This is a genomic window from Syntrophorhabdales bacterium (assembly GCA_035541455.1).
Classification (GTDB): domain Bacteria; phylum Desulfobacterota; class Syntrophorhabdia; order Syntrophorhabdales; family WCHB1-27; genus JADGQN01.
This window is the reverse complement of sequence record DATKNH010000079.1, coordinates 1-21022: the sequence shown is the minus strand read 5'-3', so window position 1 is coordinate 21022 and position 21022 is coordinate 1. Positions and strand designations below refer to the sequence as shown.

Sequence of the window (21022 nt, the reverse complement as noted above, 5' to 3'; positions counted from 1 at the left end):
GATGCTATAGAATGGGTAACATCGTAGCTTAGCTCACCGGCACAAAGATTTGGCGCGGCAGGTAGGTTATTTCTCACGGGATAGGCTTTAAGACCCCGATATTGTGCGGCCCAGAGCAGTTTGTGACTCCGCTGATTGACACTCGCTTTCAGTGAGAGGCTCCAGCATGCAATGCCCGTCCTGCCTTTATGAGAACAGGAATCTCGCCAGGTTCTGCATCCAGTGCGGCACCAAGCTCGGAGAGATATGCCCTCAGTGCGCCAAGCCCGTTCTACCCCAGGCCAGGTATTGTGATCAGTGCGGCTTCGAGCTCGCACCGGCAGCAACATCTCACGTCATCGATTACGCACAGCCCCGCTCTTATACGCCTGAGTTCCTCGCCGAAAAGATCATCAACTACAGAGGCGTTGTCGAAGGTGAGCGAAAACGTGTAACGGTCCTTTTTGCAGACGCCGTCGGCTACACAGCGATTTCCGAGAAGCTTGATCCGGAAGAAGTTCACAAACTCATGGATCGCTGTTTCAAACTACTCATGGATCAGATTCATGAGTACGAGGGCACGATCACCCAATTCAGCGGGGACGGCGTCATGGCGCTCTTCGGCGCGCCGATAGCCCATGAAGACCACGCCCGGCGGGCCTGTCATGCTGCCCTTGCCATACAACAGGCGATGAAATTATTCGCCAACGAAGCAAGGGCTGAATGGGGCATCGATTTTACCATGCGGGTCGGGCTCAACACCGGCGTGGTAATAGTGGCCTCTATCGGTGACGACCTTCGCATGGAGTATACGGCTCTCGGTGATACCATCAATCTGGCCTCGCGCATGGAGAGCATGGCTCCTCCGGGCTCAATTCTGCTCTCCGAAAACACACAGGCCGCTGCGAAAGATTTCTTCACATTCAGGGATCTAGGCAAGCTGGCTGTAAAAGGAAAGAAACAACCCGTCGAGGCATTCGAGCTGATCGGAACCGGAGCTGTCAATACGCGCCTGGCCGCATCTGTCGCTCACGGTCTGACAATGTTTGTGGGCAGGGAGCGGGAAGTGGGTGGCCTCATCAGGGCGCTGGACAAGGTGGAGTCCGGGGTCGGACAGGTCATAGGAATGGTGGGCGAGGCCGGCGTCGGAAAATCGAGGCTCATCCTTGAGTTCAGACAACGCCTCACAAGTCGTTCTTGTTTTTATCTGGAAGGGCACTGCCTCCATTTCGGAAGCATAATGGCATACCTGCCAATCCTCGACATGTTGAAATCTTACTTTTCCATAACGGAGCAGATGAAGGAGGCCGCCATAAAAGGGCGTGTTCAGGAACGGGTCCAGGAGTTGGGTGGCCACCTGTCGCATATGCATTCTCCTCTTCACGAACTGCTGTCGCTCTCGATCGATGATGAGACATACCTGAGGCTTGACCCAAGACAGCGGAGAGAAAAAACATTTGAAGCTTTGAGAGACCTCTTCATCAGGCTGAGTCAGGAAGCACCCGTGGTCCTTGTCGTGGAGGACCTCCACTGGGTCGACAAAACGTCCGAGGATTTTCTCACGTACTTCATTGGTTGGCTGACCAACAGCAGAATTCTCCTGATACTCCTCTACCGCCCCGATTATACACATCCCTGGGCGAATCGTTCTTATTACATGCGGCTCGGTCTCGATGAACTGGCCATGACAGCGCGACAACAGCTGCTCGAGTCGCTTCTTCCCGGCTCACCGGTCAGCGGAGACCTGCGGGACTTCATACTGAGCAGAGCGGGTGGCAATCCTCTCTTCATAGAAGAGCTCACTTCTGCGCTCCGCGAGAAGAAGTATATCGGTAGGACGAATGAGGCCTACGTACTGGCAAAGAAAACCTCGGAAATCCAGGTACCCGATACCGTGCAGGGGATCATCGCGGCGCGTATTGACCGGCTCCCCGAGGAGCTCAAACGGACCTTGCAGGTCGCATCCGTGATAGGCAGAGAATTTCCCTTTTCCATACTCGAATTCATTGTCGGCGACAGAGACAGTATCAGAGAGCATCTCAAAGAATACCTGCAGGATCTCCAGGGTCTTGAACTGCTGCACAAGGAGAGCCTCTTCCCGGAATTGAAGTATCTATTCAAACACGCGCTTGTCCAGGAAGTAGCTTACAACAGCCTGCTTATAAAACGCAGAAAGGAAATCCATGGAAACATAGGCAGTGCGATAGAGACACTTTATGCAGACCGGCTGGAGGAGTTTTACGAGATGCTCGCCTATCACTACGCAAGAAGCGAACACGCGCGACGCGCCTATACGTACCTGAAGCTATCCGGCAGCAAAGCGGCGAAGAATTCGGCTCTCTGGGAATCCTTCCGCTTCTTCAGGGAGGCCATCGAGGTGCTCAACAGCCTCCCTCAGGACAAGTACACACACAAAGAGCAGATCGAGGTCTGCCTTTTAATGGTTTCCCCGATGATCTCCCTCGGTTTTCCCGAGGATTCGCTGAGAATCCTTGAACAGGGCGAAAAGCTTTGCGGGGATTCAGGTGACGCGAAGTGTCTCACAACGCTTCTCAGTATGATAGGTCTCTACCACTCGGTAAAGGGGAACCCTCTGCTAGGCGTGAAGTACAACGAGGACTGTCTCAGAATTGCCGAAACAGAAGCAGACGTGAACCTCATCGCCCCTGTAGCGTTCGATCTTTGCAGTAATTACGCTGCCCGAGGAGAATTTCTGAAGATAGTCGATGTTGCTCCACGCGTGCTCACGCTCCTCGAACAAGGCGACAAGCAGTCAGAATGTTTTGATCGTGGTTACAACGTGTATACGGCTCTCTCAGCCTTTTACGCCTTCGCGACAGGCTACCTGAGCAATTTTGCGCAGGCGAAACTCGTCTTTCAAAAAGGACTGAGTGCTGCACAGGACATAGAGAATCTTTACAGCCTGGGGCTCACTGAGACGCTGTATGGATATCTTTTTTGTCATGAGGGCAACGGCAAAGAAGCGCTGACCCATTTTACAAAGAGTATCCACTATCTGGAAAAAGGACAGATTTTCGTGCTGCTCGGTCTGGCCTGGAGCGGCGTCGGCTGGTCACACTACTTCATGGGAGAGTCGAAGATCGGTTTGCCCTTTGTGGAAAAAGGACTGAAGATCCATTCCGATGCCGGAATAAGCTACGATCTTTCCGTCCATTACTTCTTTCTCGCGGCCATGCACCTGGAACTGGGCAATATGGAGACGGCTCATACACACGTCCGGGAAGCGATCAGGCTCGCGGAGAAGAATGATGAAAGGTACTATCTGGCCCTCTCCCTGCCGGTACTGGGGCGCATCCTCGGGCACACCGGTCGCGCATCTTTTAAAGAGGCCGCCGATATTGTACTCAAAGGCATTCGTCTTCTCGACGAGCTCAAGGTAATCCAGCAGGTGGCCATTGCCCATCTCTGCCTTGCCGACGTCTATGCAGGTGCGTACGAGATGGAAAACGCCGTAGAAAGTCTGAGGAAAGCCGAAGGAATCTTTGCCGATGCGCAATCAGAATACTGGCTGGAGAGAACCAGGGGATTCTTGAAGTTGCTTGGCGGCTGAATCTTTACAGTCCCGGCTATAACAGATAACCCACAGAAAGGATGCGGCAATGGGCGATGACTCAAGACTGGAGTGGGCAGAAAGGATGTGGGGATACCTTTATGAGGGAGCGGCCTCTTTCGAAGAAGGCTATCTCAAAGGTAAAGAAGCCGGCAATAAGCTGGAGTACGTTGTCACCACACAGATAGCTGATCTGGATGCTCTGCTTGCCGGGCCGGACACAGGTCCAGGCGCTCGCCACGTGCCTATGACCGGTCACGTTTCATGCCCCATGATTTTTGGTCAAAACATCGCATTACAGAAAGGAGCAACCTTCGGCCTTTACTTTAGGGACCAGCAGACGAATGAGCGGCGCATGTCGTACGACTTCCAGGTCATCGGACCGAATGGTACCACGTACACGTTTTCGGGATACAAACGGATAGTTCATGACCCGGGGACGTTTGATATATTGCAGGATCACACCACGCTTTACGCCACCCTGCAATGGCAAGAAGGCAGCGAGAATAAAACCGCACGGGGCATAATCTACTTCCATCCGATACCTGACCTCCCGCCCATGCTCCTCTCTATGCTACTTCCGGGCAGCGAGAGCCTGCTCGGGGTCATCAGCGCTGCTGCACACCTAAAGGACAGGTTGATAACCATCGTCCGTTTCTTCTTATTCGTCTCCAGAGAAGCATCTCAAGAATACCTGAAGAATATCATCCCCTCCATCTACGAGGCTGAGTATCGCAACTGGGTTTGTAAAGGAACATGCGAGAGAGAGGGTGTACAACTGGAGTTCTTTCTCTTTTCTGGAATTCATCCCAAGGGCTTTCCCTGGGGAGGAGACACGGGCTTCTCAGACATCGGCCTCATCATCCGGGAAGGAAGCGGCGACGTGCGACGCTTCGCATTATCTGACCGTACCGTGGCCAATCTCGAACTCGATTTCAATACTTCTACACAAGGCAGATATAACTACGACGGGGATATGTTTGAAGTCACGAAAGGATACCAGCTCTCTTTTGCAGATATGCGTAAGAGTCCTCTTCCTGATCATCTTCGGAAGGTGAGCGCACGCCTCGAGTTTGCATTTACGCCCCGCTTTGTAGAAAGGAAGAATGTCCCGTTCGAAGTCAGTCTCGACAGATTGAAGAAGTATCTCGAAAGTCTGACCGGTGCGAAGCAGAAGGCAGGTTTCCTTCCAGCATTCGACTGGTTGTCGGTTCTTCTCAAGACGGTCGAACAGTGGATCAAAGCCTTAAAGCCCCTTGGCTATTCCGCGGACATCTACACCCTCTCCGCCGTCAACGGAAGCCTGGCGATCGATGGCGCCACGTATAATGTCAAAGCTCAAGAGACGTTGGCAGAGGGTGAATACGGCAGGCTTTCAAGTTTTACAGTGCCGGCACTTTACTACAATTACTTCTGCGCCGTGGAGCCTGCACGCGGCGCATCCGCAAAGGGTGCATTCCGTGTGCAGATACGCTCAGGCGTACTTCGCCCGGTAGCCTCTGGCTCCCTCGCGCATTGGTTCGAGGAACCCCTCGGAAAGATGATAGGCAGCGTCGCGTACATGGACTATGAGGTCGTGAGCAACCCCGACGGGTCGCTCGTGCACGGGACGATCGAACCAAAGGAAAAAGCCGATAGCCTCATACTCCATGAGGCACCTCTACTCGAAATAAACAACAACCATTATCCCGGCCACAGGACATTCCAGCGGCGCATCGTCAGTTTGCCCGGCACCACAGAGTCGGGATCCTTAGGCATGGAAGAAAACATGAGCGTGCTCGACCTCACTTCGCAAGGCGCAGAACGTTCCACGTGCGTTGCGGCCGTCAAGAACGCAGATCGCTTTGCCGCACTGGATCAGGTTCTGGAAGCTACGGGCTTTTTCAGTGCGCTGGAAGCCGCGTACAACAAAGCCGTCGCAGAAAAGCAGAAGACGAGGGAGACGTTTTCGATCGTCATAAAACCCAATTTCAGCTTCATGTATTCCCTCACCGATATCTCCACCTTTACCGACCCGGCTCTCGTAAAATACCTGATTGCAAGGATTCGCGACAGGGGGTTTAGAAACATCACGCTGGTGGAGGCAGAGAGCACGTATGCAACTTTTTTTACTAACCGGGACGTCGAGACACTGGCCCGATATGTCGGCTATACCGGCAGCGACCATGCAATCGTCAATCTCTCCCGCGACTACGTCAGCTACACGTCACCCGCAGCCTCGGCTGCCGCGGGCAAACCAACCCGGCGGGACGTCCATCCGGTGTGGCGAGACGCTGATTTCAGGATTTCTTTCGCAAAGAACAAAACGCACGCCTACGCCTATTACACCCTGACAATCAAGAACATATATGGCGCTCTTCCACGATCAAATAAGTTCAAGGAGTATCACTGCAACAGGGAGGAATTCGGTGATGAGCCTATTTACACTCCGGCGATCGAATTAATTCAGGACTTCCCTGTCCACTTTGGTTTCATCGATGCCTATTTCAGCGCTGACGGCATCTTTGGTGTGTTCGCTGATAAAAAACCTGATTTCACCGGAACGATTATCGGCGGTGAAGACCTGGTGGCCGTTGATTGGGTAGGTGCTTCCAAAATGGGTCTTGACCCTCAACTCTCCACCTACATGCGCCTGGCGATCAAAGCCTTCGGTAAACCGGAGATCAGGCTTGTCGGTGATTATTCCCTTTATCCTGACTGGCAAAACCTGCCCGTCTTTATGCCGAAAGCGACCACGGCGCTCATGGACCGTAATTACTCCTGGGGGTTGATCATCTATGCTTCCTTCTCCATGATGGATCCCTTCTTTCAGTTCAAGTTGACGGGCAAGGGTCTCGAAGTCATCCGGCTCTTCTCTCTTCCGGTGAGAGAGGCTCTCCTGCAAGCAGTCAGCATCGGCGAGCTCAGCTGGGAGGCGCTATCCGGCCTGTTAAGCCCCCCGTCAATGAAAGACCTGCAACAGCTCCTGGATTTGCTCACCGGAGCCGCAGGAAACTCCTGACGCGGAGTAGTTACATGAGAGCCTGGAGTATAGTGCCACTCGCCATACTTTCCATGCTGCTTTCGCCCTTTTCTCTTTTTGCGAATGGGTTTGACATCTACGAGCAATCGGCAAAGGCGGTGGGACTGGGGGGCGCATTTATCGCCCAGGCCGATGATCCATCCGCTATCTTCTTCAACCCTGCGGGCATCGTCCAGCTGGAAGGCACGCAGCTCTCTGTCGGTGGTTGCGCAATACGACCCACTATGAAATTCAGATCGTACGGGAACCCTGCCATGGGAACAGCTCCCGGAGAAACCTGGACCATTAAGGATCATGTCTGGGTAATTCCAAACGCGTACCTGACTCGCAGAATCAACGACAACGTGAGCGCTGGGCTGGGCGTGTTCAGCCATTTTGGCCTTGGTGTTGAATGGCCGGGCAACTTCGAAGGCCGCTTCTCTCCTGGCAGCATAGAGTCGGTACTGACAACGGTTTCTGTGAGCCCTGTTATTTCTGTGAAGGCGTCTGAACGTTTTTCGATTGGATTCGGTCCTTACGCGCAGTATCTGAATGTCGATCTCCGCAACAAGGCTTTCATCGGCATGCCTGCGCCTCCTTTGACTGCCAACCGCAACCTCGCGCAGACAGCCGAAGCCGAGCTTAAGGGGAACGATTGGGGTTGGGGCGTTAACACGGGATTGCGTGTGAAGCTGACTGACAGGATCATATTCGGTGCAAGTTACATCAGCCGGGTAAACCACAACATTACAAATGGAACTCAAACCGTGACGAGCTCTGCAATAAACCAGGTGATCTTCCGTCAGAATTTTTCATCGAGCATCACGCTTCCGGCAAAACTGCGCACGGGGCTTGCCTGGATAAAACATCCGTGGACGGTCGAGATAGGCGCAGAGTGGACAGAGTGGTCAAGCTACAGGACGCTGCGCGCCGACTTTACAGACGGGACCTTCCTGGACAGCCGGAAGAACTGGCATAACGTCTGGATGTACCGGTTTGGCGTCCAATATACGCTGAACAAATACCTGGATCTCCGGGCAGCGTATCTTTACGATGAATCTCCCGTACCACGGACCACGCTCGATCCTCTCGTGCCCTCGGGCGACCGCAATGTCATCTGCCTCGGTGTGGGCACCCATTTCGGAAAGCTTACCGTGGACGTCGGCTATAATCATGTGTGGGATCAGAACAGAACATGGAACAATCCGTCCGGAAACGTCAATCTGGGGCCTTTCCCGTTGACACGCGTCACGGGACAATTCAGAGACGCGTACGCGGACCTTCTGGCCGTTAACGTCACCTACCGTTTCTGACGGAGGTCTCACACAGGTACATAAAGGCCGGGCGCCCTTGTAGTGCACTCTTTGCAGAATGCTTCATGAGCCGTTGTTTCAGGAACGAGCCTGCAGCGCCTTCCGTCAATCCAAGCCTCAGGCAGGGCCATTTCGGAAGGATAGCTGTCGTCCTCTTCCGGACTCCGCCCGAGAATCTCTCTGAAGTCGTGGTGGAGCAACGCGCAGCCTATGCACAGACCCGTGTGAGTATCCTGTGCCTCAGCCACAGGGCAATGGATACTTTGCATGGGTCCTCCCCGTCCTCACATGACGGATACTGATTGTTTATTTCTGGGCGTAACGTAAGTACTCATTGGGCTTTTTTCAAGATACTGCCAACTAGCGTCAGCAAGATCACTATCTCTGGGGCTCGCGTCGCCTCCACCCACTTCGTGGGTACCCGGCGGCAAAGCCGCCTGGGCCACCCCCTCTCGCTCGCCATGCTCCCTAGATAGAATCCCCCGGGCGGCGTCAAGCAGCAGAGGACCACGCTTTCAAGCGTGGGCGAATGCATGACCGGTCCGCGCGAACGCGTGCTCTGAGTAACACGCATGGAAAGTCCCACGGGTACCCGGCTTGCCCGTGGGCATCTATTGTGTACGTTGTACAGTTATAGCTCGGCTGACCTGCGCCGAAAGGATTGTAATTTCAGCAGTCCTGTACTAATCTTTAGAAGATACGACTTCGCCTCCCGGCCCGGAGACATGTACAGAGAATACTTCGGTCTGAAAGAAAAACCTTTCTCGATCGCACCCAACACTCACTACTTCTACATGAGTGAGGGCCACCGCGAGGCTCTCGCCCATCTGCTATACGGTATAAAGGGCGAGGGCGGCTTCGTGCTGCTCACGGGCGAGGTCGGAACGGGAAAGACCACGGTCTGCCGCGTGCTGCTGGAGCTGATGCCCAAGGATCTGGAAGTTGCTTTTCTTCTTAACCCTCCGGCAACTGTGGAGGAACTGCTCTCGACCGTCTGCGACGAGTTCCGCATAGGCTATCCACAGGACGCTTCAAACATCAAGAGCTTGGTCGCACACATTCACGCGTATCTTCTGGATGCCCACACCCGGGGACGCAGACCCGTTCTCATTGTCGAGGAAGCCCAGAACCTCAGTACCGAGGTGCTTGAACAGATTCGCCTGTTGACCAATCTCGAGACAAACGAGAGCAAGCTGCTGCAGATCATCATGATCGGGCAGCCCGAGCTGAGAAAGAAGCTGGCGCAGCCGGAATTGCGCCAGCTTTCGCAGAGAATCACCGCGAGGTATCACCTCGGTTCGCTGTCGAGGAAAGAGATCTCCGAATACGTGAATTTCCGTTTGACAACCGCGGGGCTGAAGCGCAGCCGCCCTCTATTCCCACCAAGGACGCTGCGAAAGCTCTACAGGCTGACCAGCGGGGTGCCCAGACTCATAAATTCCATATGCGACAGGGCACTGCTTGGAGCCTACGTCCAGGGAAAGCATGCGGTTGACGCCGGCACCCTCAAGATCGCAGCACACGAGGTGGTCGGTGACTCCGTGGCACCGATGCCCCGCTGGAGAGTGTACGAGGGAGTCGCATTCGCAGTCGCGCTGATCATCTGCGTGGGAGTTGCGGCAACATATTTGCAACGAGCAAACCTGAGAACAGCGCCCATGATGAGAGAAGAAATCAGAAGGCCCCCTGAAGAACAGCGTATCCAGGCAGACCCGGCAGAGGTGTCAGGGCCTCCACCTGTGGAGTCCATCGATTATGCCGCTATCGGCACCAAACAGGCAGCATGCGAGGCCCTCTTCAAGGTCTGGCAGATCGAATACAGAACGGACAAGAGTAAGAGTGCTTGCGAACAGGCCGAGGAGCAAGGAGTGCGATGCCAGGAAGGCAGCAAGGGGAGCATCGAGGCTCTTCGCGACAAGAACAGGCCGGCCGTGTTGCGTCTCCATGACCAAAAGGGCGTCTCGTACTACGCAGCTCTGACCGCTCTTGAGGGGGAGAGTGCGGCGTGTGTTATAGGGCATTACACAAAAACTTTCGATCTCAGTATGCTGAGACAACAATGGTCTGGAGAGTACCTCATCCTCTGGAGGGTGCCCACCGATTATAAAGGAAAGCTACGCCCCGGCCGGCGCGGACCGCTGGTGGCGTGGCTTGATAGAGAATTGGCGGTTGCCCTGGGGCGTCCGGCGCGAGTGGGTATAGATCAAGTCTATGATGAAGAAATTGTCAGAGAAGTGAAGGAGTTTCAACGCGCCCGAAAGCTGACACCGGACGGCATCGCCGGCCTCGGAACAATACTCAAGTTGACAGCGGCAGCCGGTAATGGCGAACCGGTGCTGAATCAAACCGTAGCGAGCAACTAGACGTGTCTTATATTCTTGAGGCTCTGAGAAAAGCGGAGTTGGCGGGCGGCAGGGATGGCATGCCGAGTCTCCTCTCGGGCACAGCTGCCGTGCAGAAAGGCAATCGCTTCTGGATATATCCACTCATAGCAGCTCTTTTTCTCAATGCAGGCATGATTTTCTGGTGGGGCCATCAGAACGCGCCAAGAGATGAATCTAGCGCCACACCGTATTCCATCACACGCCATCAGGTCGCGATGCAACCCGCAGAGGCACCTGCAGGAGCAAACGAATCACGAATGTCGCCTCTCACGCAAGATTCGTCGGACGCCACACGAGTGACGTCGCTGCGCCCGGCTTCCCTGCAAAAGGAAGAACAGGAAGTGCGACCGGCGGATCTTCGGAAGAAGGCCACAGCGGTCACAGACGTAAATCACCTAACCGGTGCAACAAACAAAACGGCCCCTGAACAGCGAGCAGTACGTGGTGGGAGAGTCCTCGCGTTAAGAGAGCTTCCGCCTGCAGTGAAACAGACCCTACCGGAGTTCAGGGTATCCGGCCATGCTTATGGTCCAGAGCCCTCGTCCAGGGTCGTAAGGATCAACGAGCAGATTCTCCAGGAAGGACAAAGTCTGGCCCCGGGCTTGAGAGTGGAGGAAATAACCCCTAACGGCGTCATCCTCGATCGCCAGGGTTTTCGCTTTCAGATAGGCATCAACACAGACTGACCCGAGGCTCAGGCGGCTTTGCTGCCGGAGGGGGCAACGTGAGCTCCATAAATAGATGCGCTCGTTCGTGGCTAGTTCGATTGCCGTGACAACTCGAACTGCACCAGAGCGGTTTCCGCCTCCACCAGAACGCGCCAGAGATTCTCGCTCCCTCCCAGGCCAACCTTGATCAAGAACGAGGCAATACTCAAGTCGGTGCGTGCCCGAAAGAGCTCTACCTCGTTCAGAAAGTTCTTGTCTGTCTCCTTCACGGCCGATACATAAGCCTCAAGGAAGACCTCCTCGGGTATCTCCTGGAGGATGTCAGGGTAGTCCAGCAACTGGTTGCGGAACTGCGCCAGGAAGGTGCCAACATCAAATGCCGGGGGAAGGCACATTGAGTTGTTGAAGTCTATGGCCGCTACGTACAGCGTCTCCCGTTTATTGAGATTATCCTGTCCTATGTAAATGTTTTTCGGATGGTAATCGCCGTGCCCCTGGATCAAGGCCTCGGGGTGATCCCCGTACAGGGCAATCTCCGCTTCGTGCACTGCCTCCATGGTCTCCCGGGCTCTCCGTGTGTGGGGGTGCTGGATCTTCTCAAAACGTTCTATATACCTGGCCAGGCGTACCTCTTCTCTCTCCAGAAATTCGGCGCGTGGAGTGATCGTGAGTCTTTGGCTGTGGAGGCGGGCGAGCCACTCTGCTGACAGCCGGATAAACAGCCTTGCGTCCTCCCTGTCGGTAAGGACCACTTTTTCAAAGAGTGAACTACCGCGCAGTCCCTGCTCGATCACAGTCATGCTTTCCAGGTCGTGCTCAATTGCCCTTGGTACCCGGTACTTTCCGCTGCCGAAGCCATGACGTGCAATCTCTTCCATTATGCGAAAGGCTCTCTCCGCGGACTGCCACTTCTCGTTGCTGTCAAACTCCCTGATAATGATTCGTTCCCTGGTTTCGTCATGCCCCTTCGTTCCGATGGTAATCTCTTGGACCCGGACATTCGAACCTGCCCTCGGAATCTCTTTGACAAAGGGCCGGCACCGTCCCTTCTTGATCTCTACGGCTAAATCCGCCACGGTCCGCACGGGATGGTCGAACATGGTTGGATACACCCCCGCATATGTCACACCGTGGCTGTCCGTTCCCGCAATAGCCGTGAACCTGTACCGATGCCAGTCTCTCAGACCCCTGGTATTCTCCGCAACCGAGTGGTTAGAGCTGAAGATTTCCACCCCATCAAAAAGCGCTCCCAGTAGCACATCCTGGGCGGGCTTCTTCCCGTGCCGGTATGGATGTGCAAGGACCAGCGCCGCCTGCGGATAGTTCGCCCTGATGTCGGCGGCGGGCGTCCCCCTGGGAATGACCTCTGTGGCTCCATACACGAGCAGATCGCCTGCATCAGAAGTGGAGGTCTCCTGACCCGACAGAATAAGAAAATAGTCCGGCACTCCCGTCTCCACCTTGAGGGCCATTAAATCTTCCTCGGACCACAAGAAATGATGATCAGTAATGACGGCCCCCTGCAGCCCCCTCCTATATGTCTGCTTGATCAATTGTTTCGCGCGTGCGTTGCTGCACGGGGAGTGCTCGGCTGTGTGGCAGTGCATTTCCAATAACATCGTTAAAATCTAATATTGCGGCTGCAGCAATGCAACTCATGCAGCAACACCCTTTCCGTGATCTTGATGGTTATGGGGCTGGCATCGAGGTGAACGGGTACGATAGTGCCGTAGACAAAAGGGGCGGTCGGTATACTCAACACATAGGGGAGCGATCGTCGATATTCAGAACTTCCTTGGTCCTCTTCTGCAGTTCTGAAACAGCGAGAAACGCTTCTTTGAGCAACTGTTTCTGTTTCGTTGAAAGAAGTGCCGGGTCCAGATAGTTGCTCGGTTCCCTACCCTGCTCCCGGTCGCTCAGATTATTCTTAATCCTCAAGGTAAGAAATGTCTCAAAAGCCTGTTCGAGAAACTCGGCGGCGTCAGTTGAAAGAATCGCTCTCGACGCGAGGGCAGATGTCCTCGCGAGGGTGTTTGTTTCGCTCACTCTCTCCTGCCACGCCATGAGCTTGAGGCACGTGACCAGCGGAACAAGGCCGAACGTCTTGATGTTCACCCTGTTCTTGTGCTGACCGTTCTTTTCTACTATAAAGTGCTTGAAGAAGCCGAGCGGAATAGGAACCTCGACAATATACCGCGCGAGCGCTCTTATGAAGAGAGTGTGCGAACCGATAAGAGAGAAAATGTGATCCCGCAGTTCCTTTTCAAGTTCCCGATCTCCCGCATTGCTCCTGAAATCGAGGAACACGAAGGCGTCCATGGCCTCTTTAGAGTCGAAACTTGAGCGCAGCACCCAATCGGATGTTTTTTTCTTCCATACGTCCAGAGTTCCTCGATACTTCTGATTTGTTGCCATTACCAGACCCTTGCACAACGGAAACCCGGCTTCAGCCAACCCTTGAACCACACAGTCGGAAAACCTCGAAAAATAGTCTTCAACACTTCCGGATGAGGGGCCGCGGTAAATTAGCGCATTGTCCTGGTCTGTCAACAGGGTCTGCTCTTTCCTTCCCTCACTCCCCAGCCCCAGCCACGCATAGGAGCAGGGGGGTTCTCCACAAAATTCCTCTGCCAGTTTGACAACCCGTTTGACAATCCTGTCATTCAACTCGCTCACGATCCTGCACGCCTCCGACGCAAGCGCGCCGTCGCGCATCAGCCCTTTCAGCACCTCTTCCACGTCTTTCCTGCACAGGCTCAGTTCTGCGGCAGATCGGCTGTTGTCGATATTTCTCAACAGCGAGAGGGTCTCCAATCCCCTGAACTTCAGGAGATCGAGACCGGATAGCAGACCTCTCGCCTTACCATGTTCGAGCACAACCAACCTGTCCGCCTTTTGTTGCACCATCTCATGAAAGGCATCGAAAAAGTAACTCTCCCCGTCAATTGAACCGAACTGGCGGCTCATAAGGGTACCCACGTTCTCTTCCGGGCTGACATGTCGTATTAGCAGGCCCTCAAGCAGCTCCCGCATCCCGACAATACCCTTAGGGAATTTTTTTTCGTCGATGACAACAAGTGAAGAGCGATTTCCGTTGATAAGTCTCAGTCCAGCTTCCCGGACGGACGTCTGCTCGTTACAAGAAAGGGAACTGCCCGAGGGCATCATCTCCGCTATCCGTTTCCGGAAGAGGAACGGCTCGATCCGATTGACGCCAATGTTGCCGGAAAGACACTCCCGGTAGACCGACTTCATTCTTCGCGTGAGAAGCTGACTGAAAAATCTGTAGAAGAAGGGATCGCTCCGGACCATCGGCAGAAAGCTCGCTTCCGGTTGCGCCAGACATACCGTCTCTTCCAAGGCTTCTACGTTAGCAGCAGTAGGTTCGCGGTTCAAAAGTGACATTTCGCCGAAGCAATCGCCTTCGCCCAGAAAGCCGAGCAGGCTTTCCCTTTCCTCTTCGTAGAGATAGACTTTGACAAAGCCTGTGCAGAGGATAAAGAAGCTGCTGCCGCGCTTCCCTTGCTCGATTATGAGTGAGCCGCGCCGGAATTCCCTCCACTCCATGCCTTGAGCAAGCCCTTCCAGTTGCTCCCTCGGAAGTGATTCGAAAGGCACCACACGTTGGAGAAAGGCGAGTTTCGAGAGTTTTTGTTCGGTCTCTTCCGGAGTGATGAGGCACCTCCACCGGGGTTCACGCAACTACGAGAATTAACCTACCCGCTGCGGAAATAAAGCCTCGTCGTCAGCTTTCTGCCTTTTGTTCACCACGCTGTTCTGGATAAGGCGGGCGGTCCAGCCCGCAAAAACAGAGCCGGTGAGCTGCCCTTACCAGTAGTTTATCCCTGCCTTCCTCTTCCAGTCGGGCTCAAACTCATCCTCAAAGTAATTCTCAAGTTTCTCCAGAAGACGTTTCCAGCCCGTCTTGTATTCTTGCGTGAGAATGTCTTCTAGAAAAGGCATTATCTCGCCAAGTTTGTCCTTGGGCAGATAGGCCCGCGCCCCGAGATCGTGGGATTTCTTGAGGGCTTCAGGACTCAGAGCGTGGGCGGTGAGCATACCCACCTTAAGGTTTTTCTTCACGGCCAGTTCGAGAAGGTCGAAACCCCGCACGCCCATGATATCGAGAATTACAATATCGTAAACGTTTGCATTTATTAATTCGGCTCCTTTTTCGTACGTGGTTGCTTTGTCCAACTGACAGCTGGGGCAGGCATCTTTGATCTCCTGCTCCAGCACGGCCAACACATCGGATTCATCATCCACAGCCAAAATTCTTTTGCCCTCCAAAACCGACGCCGTCATGATACGTCCTCCTTTTGGTTAATCAATTCCATAGCAGGGATTCGTACGGTGAAACAGATATTGAACCCCCTCCCGCTTGAGACAGAGATCTGCCCCTGCATATGCTCTACAAGGGCTTTGACACAAAAGAGCCCAAGACCTGCACCTGGCGTGTCCTTCATCTGGTTTCTTTCGAGTCGGGAAAACCTCTTGAACAGCGCCTGCCGCTCTCCTTCGGAAATGACAGGACCGTCATTTGAAACGCTCACAACCAGATCGTTCTCGCCGCTCACCGATAGGTCCATTTTCTCCTTTCGATACTTCAGTGCATTGCTGACAAGGTTCCGTACTATATGTAGCACCTTTCGGCGATCGTGACAGAAAGACGCACGTGCGTGGGAGTCCGATATCGACAAAGAAATGCCATTCCGCTCGAGAATTTTGTCAGCGTCCGAGTCCGATTGAGCGCGAGACAGCTCATCTCCCAGTGCCGGGTTGACGAACTCCAGCCCTTCTATCAGCGCTTCTCTGATCAACTCCGGCATGGTGAAAAGTTCGCATTTGAACACACTTTCCTCAGCACGGGCGACCTCCATGATATCCTGCACAAGACCCCTGGCTTTTTGGGTATTCCTTTTTATACGTTCGAGGCACTCCCGTTGCAGCCGGTTCAGATCGCCATACCTTTCCGGTTTGCCAAGGAGGCTGCTTACCGTTGTTGCAACCACGGCCAGTGGTCCCACCAGGTCGTGCACCAGAAGATCGTAAAGATAGTCTTTTTCGTCCATGCAGTTACCTCAATGCGCTCGCCGGTTCCGAAAACTCAGATCCAGGCGGAAAAGTCAGCGTAAACATGCTTCCACCCGATAGCCTGCAGTCGTCGGCAGTCCTGCAGCTTCCGCACAATGAAACATCTCCAGGGCACAGCTCTTGGTCGACAGGAATAGATCGACACCGCGAACTCTCTGCCGAAATAGAAAAACCAAACCGCTCCGCATAAAGCTTTGCTCTCAGCAAATCAAGCCCCTTGCCCCCTGCCCCAAACTCGTAAGGTCTTTTTGAGGAGTAGAGTTCGGTCTCTCGAGCAGGGAGAAATCCATCAAACAGGGACACTTTGTTTTCGTCAGTAATACCTATACCATAGTCCTGGACGTGGATGTAAATTTTCCCTTCCTCGCATCCGAAAAGGATTTCGATGTTACTGCCATCGGGTGTATTCTCAAACGCATTGCGCACAAGCCCGTCGAGAACCTCGGTCAGGGCCCGCAGATTCATTGAGAGTTTTAACGTATAGTCCCCTCTTATCGCCAGGTCGATCTTTCTATGAGGGGCCCTGGCTGCCGCAATTCTCAGGATCCGTTCCACAAGAGGTCGTAGCCGGATCGGTCTGAAGCGCTTATCGCCGGCGACGAGGTGCACACCAGCCCAATTCTTCACTGCTTGCCAGTGTTGGCGCATCTCCTCCGTCATTTCGCAGTAAGCGGGTGCTTCTTCCTCAATGTGCACCATCTTTTCGACGAAAGAAGCCGCCTCCGCTTCAAGAGACATCCGGAAGATATCACGCGTTTCTTTCTGGATTTCCGACAATCGCCTCACGTGCCGTTCCAGCGAGTCCATGAACGTCTGCCAATCCGCGTCCTGAACTGATCGTAAGCGCTGTTTGAGAAGCCTGACATTCCCCTGTATCACAGCAATGGGCGTTTTCAGTTCGTGGGAGACATGGTGAATCACCTTCGTCTTGATACGGTCGAGCCTCTCCAGTTCCCGCCTCGATTGTTCCAGCGCGTCGATGCGCGCCTTCTGCAGCTGTCCCATCTCAATGAAAACCGCTGCCTGATTGATAAACATCCGCAGCAACACTTTATCCTCTTCGGTAAAAGCTCCCTTCTTCTTATTAAGCGCCTGCGCCACTCCCAGAGGTCGAGCATCCCTGCTGTAAAAAGGCATCGAGAGAAGGGTCTTGGTTCGGTAGCCGGTGCGCACCTCAACCTCTCGATTCAAACGCGGGTCCGCGTATGCATTATCCAGATGGATGATTTCGCCCGTCCGCAGGCAGTGTCCGGCGATGCCGGAATTAGCGGGAATCCTGATCTCCCTGGTTCCCATGCCCAGAGCGACTGTCGTAAAGAGTTCATCCCTTGCGACGTCGTGTAAGAATATGCTGAAGCGATCGGCTTCCATGACCTCTGTCGCCTTCTTTGCGATCTGAAGCAACATTTCGTCAAGCTGGAGGTCGAGGCCTATGAGGTGGCCGAGTTGAAGAAGAGAACGGAGTTTACGGTCCGGATCGCCTGGAGCAGTAGCGTCGCAAGGCGTATCGCCGTAAGAGTTCACCGGTACACTCCTCTTTCACGCCCTGCTCTCTACAACCGGGCGCCTTTTGGATCAGTGTGTCTTTTAATCTTAAGAGAAAATGTTTCGATGGTCAAGCGAAAGGACGCACCTGTGGCGGACGCATGCCGGCCATTGCCTGATTCTGCTACTTCTGAGGTTGGGCCTGCCCTATTTCCGCGCACACGAGTTCGCGAAGCATCTTTGTGCTTGGAGCATTGTCGAGGATGGTCCAGTCCGGATGAGGATACTCGTAACCTGCAATCTTACTGCCCTTCTTGAAATGAGCGAGGCTGAGACACCTTCCCTCGGGCCTATCGCATCTGAACTCCCATGTGGATACTGTGTACTCCTGACTGATGTCTTTATCGGCACCCCCGAGTTCCTTGGATAACTCCTGAAGACTGACAAGGAATTGGCCCTTCGTAGGGGCATACTTTACAGAAACCCTGACAATGTCATCAGATACTCGTTCAATCGCCTTTCTGTCTATGTAGTAGACCTCATTGTTTTGCCCGTTCACCACTCTATCCCAATGTGCTGCAGGCGGAGATTCCCTCCGGTCTTTACACGCACCGAACATGAGTACCAGAACACAGATCATGGTGGTGCATGCGACCACAGACAAGAATGAGCCTCTGCAACTCTTCGCGCTCAGCCACACCAAACGACCAAGCGCGCCCTTCAAAGTTCGCTTTTCTGAATGCAAATGAGGCTCTCCCGTTCCGAGTTTGTCAATCGAGAAGCTTGCTTTCTTTAATGCCATAATAGATCACATAGAGCCACGAGAGAATTCCATGCATAATAGCCATCGAAATAGTCTTATGGACGCTCCAGGATATGCAGATGGCCAAATTGCAGCCGAACAGGATCACTATCTTTATGAGGTTCATGGGTCACCCTTTCTGAGGCATTACGCAATCATGCGCACTCCTCGTTGACTGGCCCGTCCACATCACAAGGATCGGGCTCATTCATCCTCTTGACCGACCGCTTTCCCGGGGAGAGCCCTTTCCATCCCTCCCGCTGCATGATATACTGGGAAATGCTCCTGCGTCATCTTGTAAGAATAGCATTTCCTGTGCCACTGGCAGCCGCTACAGCGCTCCTCGTCGCCACGATCCTCAGCTTCCCCGGGCACACCGCAAGCACGAGCGCCGTTCGCTTCCACAAAGTAACCTTCCTGACTGCAAAAGCCTCGATCGAAGCAGAAGTGGCAGACACCGACCAACTGCGCGCCAGGGGACTCATGTTCCGGACCCGCCTGGACAAAAACAGGGGGATGATCTTCTACTTCGAGCATACAGGCTTTCACTCGTTTTACATGTATAACACACGTATCCCATTATGTGTCATTTTTTTGAATGAGGGTCTGAAGATTGTCGACGTCCAGGAGATGTCTCCTTGTCTGGAAACAAACCCTTCCGCCTGTCCTGTGTACACACCTGCTGCGGCGTGTAAATACGCCATAGAGGTAAACCCGGAGTTCGTGCGGTCTTATGGCATCAAAACGGGTAGCCTGGTGAGAATTCAGAAGTAAGCGCCGGCTCCTTGCTTACATCGGTGCCAATGCCCGCCTTCTGCAGTCCTTTGAATGGAACATCTGCGTGGGACTCTTCCGGACGAAGACCGTACCGCACTGGCAGACGGATTCACCGTAGGTACGTCCTTTGAGCCTCCCGACATGGATGTGCAGCATTTTCATGCAGTTTTCGCAGTACCCGAGCTCGTTCTCCTCGCCCATATCGTTCCCGCATCTCGCACACACCAGGGAGCCCCACCTCTTCGGGTAATCGACATAGAGCCGATTGCCACATATCCAACACTTGTACACCTTGACGTCAAAATAACTGTCATCCATCATGTGTCCGAATCCACATTTCTCACATATCATGGGACCTCCTCTTTAGTGGTTTCTTCTTAAGGGACGCATATTTACGCTGTTTAAGGCCAATTGTGCTCGACCCGGCCGATCCTTTTACCACATGGAACATCTGCAAAAAATGCGCCACGATTTTATGCAATCAGTTACGTCCAGAGCCGCTTGGAAGTTGCAACAACAAAGGCTCTGCACCGATTCCTTCCGGCAAGAGATCTCCGTGTAAACACAGAAGGCTGTAACGAGCATCCGGGAGAAAAACACGTGGTCAGTAATTCTCCCCTTAAGTTTAGGGAAAAAAGTCCGATCAACTAGAATAAGCGAAGCAAATGCACATTCTGATCCACATAGGCAACACACTCATCTCGGAGGCTATCAGGCAACTGCTCACAAAGAATGGCTATGACGACGTGATGGTTCATGGCCAGGACAGTAACAACGGTTTTGTGCCCGAAGTGGTTCTGACAGACATTTCCACAATCAGCGAAAAGCTGATAGCAGGTTATCCCAATGCAAAGATTCTCCTCATGGACACCGGTGTCGAAAAAGAGAGAATAATCACGACCCTTCTTTCGTACAAGATTCATGGAATACTTTCAACGGACACTGAGTTCCCTCTACTCAAAAAAGCCCTTCAAGTGGTCAGCCAGGGACAGGTGTGGATCGATAACAGCACTGTAAAGACGTTTCTCCACGATTCCGGCATTGTCTCAAAAGCGGGAAAAATAAACGGCATCACTTCCAGGGAAAAAGAGATCATCGAGTATGTATGCCAGGGTTACACCAACAAAGAAATCGCGAACAAACTCGCCCTCAGCGAGCATACGGTTAAAGCTCACCTCAACAGGATTTTCAAAAAGTTCAACGCCACGAGCCGTTCGAAACTTATCACACTCGTGATGAACAGCAAGTAGGGCGCCGCCACACCTGCACCTGCCGCTTTCCCCCTTATTCCAGCTATCTGGCAGATTTCTTGCAAACCCGGCTGGTTGAACGTTGCGCTGGAGGTGCATTGCGTGAATTTGCCCATCTTTTCCTGTGGAGAGCTGACGTGAGCACAGGACGCAGGATCGTCACGCGACCAAGAGATAAAGGATTCACTCTTCTCGAGATCCTCCTTGCCATCGCTTTGAGTGCGCTCCTGCTCGTCACCGTCTATTCGACCTACTTCTCTATAGCGAGATCCATCGACGCAACGCTGGGAACACAGGAACTCCTGGAAACCGGACGCATAGTGCTCGAAATGATAAAGAGAGACATCAGAGGAATCTCGGGGCTGCGCTTCCCTTTTGTCAGCACCCAGGATGAAATCAACGGAAAACTTGTTGCGAGCGTGGTCTTTGTTACGTCGACGCCGAGTTCCACCAATCCGTTCAGGTGGAATAAAGTCGGCTACACACTGATTCAGGACCGCCAAGGGCAATGGGTTTTTATAAAGAAAGCAGCCAAAAATCCGGATGATGACCTCGATAGGCGCGCCGCATCAAGGCCAAGGCAGACATAAAGACCATCGAAAGCGCGCTGAAACTTTATAAGATCGATACCGGCACCTACCCCACGACCGAGCAGGGTCTGGAGGCGCTTATCAGAAAACCGGATACGGCCCCGGTGC

Annotated in this window: 17 protein-coding genes; 8 read left to right on the top strand and 9 right to left on the bottom strand. The window is 53.5% G+C overall.

The window, feature by feature from the left end; genetic code table 11:
- The first annotated feature begins 166 nt into the window (after positions 1-166).
- From VMT71_08160 to VMT71_08150, 3 genes are read left to right on the top strand one after another with little or no spacing between them, the layout of a single operon-like run.
- Complete coding sequence (locus VMT71_08160; GenBank protein HVN23931.1) at positions 167-3550, top strand: adenylate/guanylate cyclase domain-containing protein; 3384 nt, start codon at positions 167-169, stop codon at positions 3548-3550.
- Between the two features lie 49 nt (positions 3551-3599).
- The gene (locus VMT71_08155; protein ID HVN23930.1) at positions 3600-6551 is read left to right on the top strand and encodes a DUF362 domain-containing protein; all 2952 of its coding nucleotides are present in this window, start codon (positions 3600-3602) and stop codon (positions 6549-6551) included.
- A gap of 14 nt (positions 6552-6565) precedes the next feature.
- On the top strand, positions 6566-7864 hold the full coding sequence (locus VMT71_08150) for an OmpP1/FadL family transporter (protein HVN23929.1): 1299 nt from the start codon (positions 6566-6568) through the stop codon (positions 7862-7864).
- An 8-nt stretch (positions 7865-7872) separates the two neighbouring features.
- Here VMT71_08150 and VMT71_08145 read toward each other — a convergent pair whose 3' ends face one another.
- Positions 7873-8133: a hypothetical protein gene (locus VMT71_08145; GenBank protein ID HVN23928.1), complete on the bottom strand. Its 261-nt coding sequence runs from the start codon at positions 8131-8133 to the stop codon at positions 7873-7875.
- A gap of 456 nt (positions 8134-8589) precedes the next feature.
- On the opposite strand from VMT71_08145, the gene VMT71_08140 reads away from it, so the two are divergent.
- On the top strand, positions 8590-10227 hold the full coding sequence (locus tag VMT71_08140) for an AAA family ATPase (GenBank protein ID HVN23927.1): 1638 nt from the start codon (positions 8590-8592) through the stop codon (positions 10225-10227).
- Positions 10228-10229: 2 nt separating this feature from the next.
- On the top strand, positions 10230-10934 hold the full coding sequence (locus VMT71_08135) for a general secretion pathway protein GspB (GenBank protein HVN23926.1): 705 nt from the start codon (positions 10230-10232) through the stop codon (positions 10932-10934).
- 71 nt (positions 10935-11005) lie between these two features.
- On the opposite strand, the gene VMT71_08130 is transcribed toward VMT71_08135, so the two are convergent.
- The 7 genes from VMT71_08130 to VMT71_08100 all read right to left on the bottom strand — a co-directional run bounded on the left by VMT71_08130 (position 11006) and on the right by VMT71_08100 (position 18424).
- Entirely contained in the window at positions 11006-12388 is a 1383-nt protein-coding gene (locus tag VMT71_08130) for a phosphotransferase (protein ID HVN23925.1), read from the bottom strand.
- Between the two features lie 283 nt (positions 12389-12671).
- The gene (locus VMT71_08125; GenBank protein HVN23924.1) at positions 12672-14618 is read right to left on the bottom strand and encodes a DUF294 nucleotidyltransferase-like domain-containing protein; all 1947 of its coding nucleotides are present in this window, start codon (positions 14616-14618) and stop codon (positions 12672-12674) included.
- Between the two features lie 126 nt (positions 14619-14744).
- On the bottom strand, positions 14745-15221 hold the full coding sequence (locus tag VMT71_08120) for a response regulator (GenBank protein ID HVN23923.1): 477 nt from the start codon (positions 15219-15221) through the stop codon (positions 14745-14747).
- A complete protein-coding gene (locus tag VMT71_08115) occupies positions 15218-15988 on the bottom strand; it encodes a sensor histidine kinase (protein HVN23922.1) in 771 nt (256 codons plus the stop codon). The genes VMT71_08120 and VMT71_08115 overlap by 4 nt, the downstream gene beginning before the upstream one ends.
- A gap of 4 nt (positions 15989-15992) precedes the next feature.
- Positions 15993-17534 (bottom strand): GAF domain-containing sensor histidine kinase, encoded by a 1542-nt coding sequence (locus VMT71_08110; GenBank protein HVN23921.1) that lies wholly within the window; start codon positions 17532-17534, stop codon positions 15993-15995.
- A 145-nt stretch (positions 17535-17679) separates the two neighbouring features.
- Positions 17680-18153: a surface-adhesin E family protein gene (locus tag VMT71_08105; GenBank protein ID HVN23920.1), complete on the bottom strand. Its 474-nt coding sequence runs from the start codon at positions 18151-18153 to the stop codon at positions 17680-17682.
- 112 nt (positions 18154-18265) lie between these two features.
- Positions 18266-18424, bottom strand: a complete 159-nt coding sequence (locus VMT71_08100; GenBank protein HVN23919.1) for a hypothetical protein — start codon at positions 18422-18424, stop codon at positions 18266-18268.
- Between the two features lie 152 nt (positions 18425-18576).
- Here VMT71_08100 and VMT71_08095 point away from each other — a divergent pair, with 152 nt between their 5' ends.
- Complete coding sequence (locus tag VMT71_08095) at positions 18577-19071, top strand: DUF192 domain-containing protein (GenBank protein ID HVN23918.1); 495 nt, start codon at positions 18577-18579, stop codon at positions 19069-19071.
- A gap of 15 nt (positions 19072-19086) precedes the next feature.
- Here the strand turns inward: VMT71_08095 and VMT71_08090 are convergent, their stop codons facing one another.
- Positions 19087-19425, bottom strand: coding sequence for a hypothetical protein (locus VMT71_08090; protein HVN23917.1), 339 nt, complete (start codon positions 19423-19425; stop codon positions 19087-19089).
- A 314-nt stretch (positions 19426-19739) separates the two neighbouring features.
- Between VMT71_08090 and VMT71_08085 the strand changes: the two genes are divergently transcribed.
- Positions 19740-20324: a response regulator transcription factor gene (locus VMT71_08085; protein HVN23916.1), complete on the top strand. Its 585-nt coding sequence runs from the start codon at positions 19740-19742 to the stop codon at positions 20322-20324.
- 98 nt (positions 20325-20422) lie between these two features.
- Positions 20423-20914, top strand: a complete 492-nt coding sequence (locus tag VMT71_08080; protein HVN23915.1) for a prepilin-type N-terminal cleavage/methylation domain-containing protein — start codon at positions 20423-20425, stop codon at positions 20912-20914.
- The last annotated feature ends 108 nt before the right edge of the window (positions 20915-21022 follow it).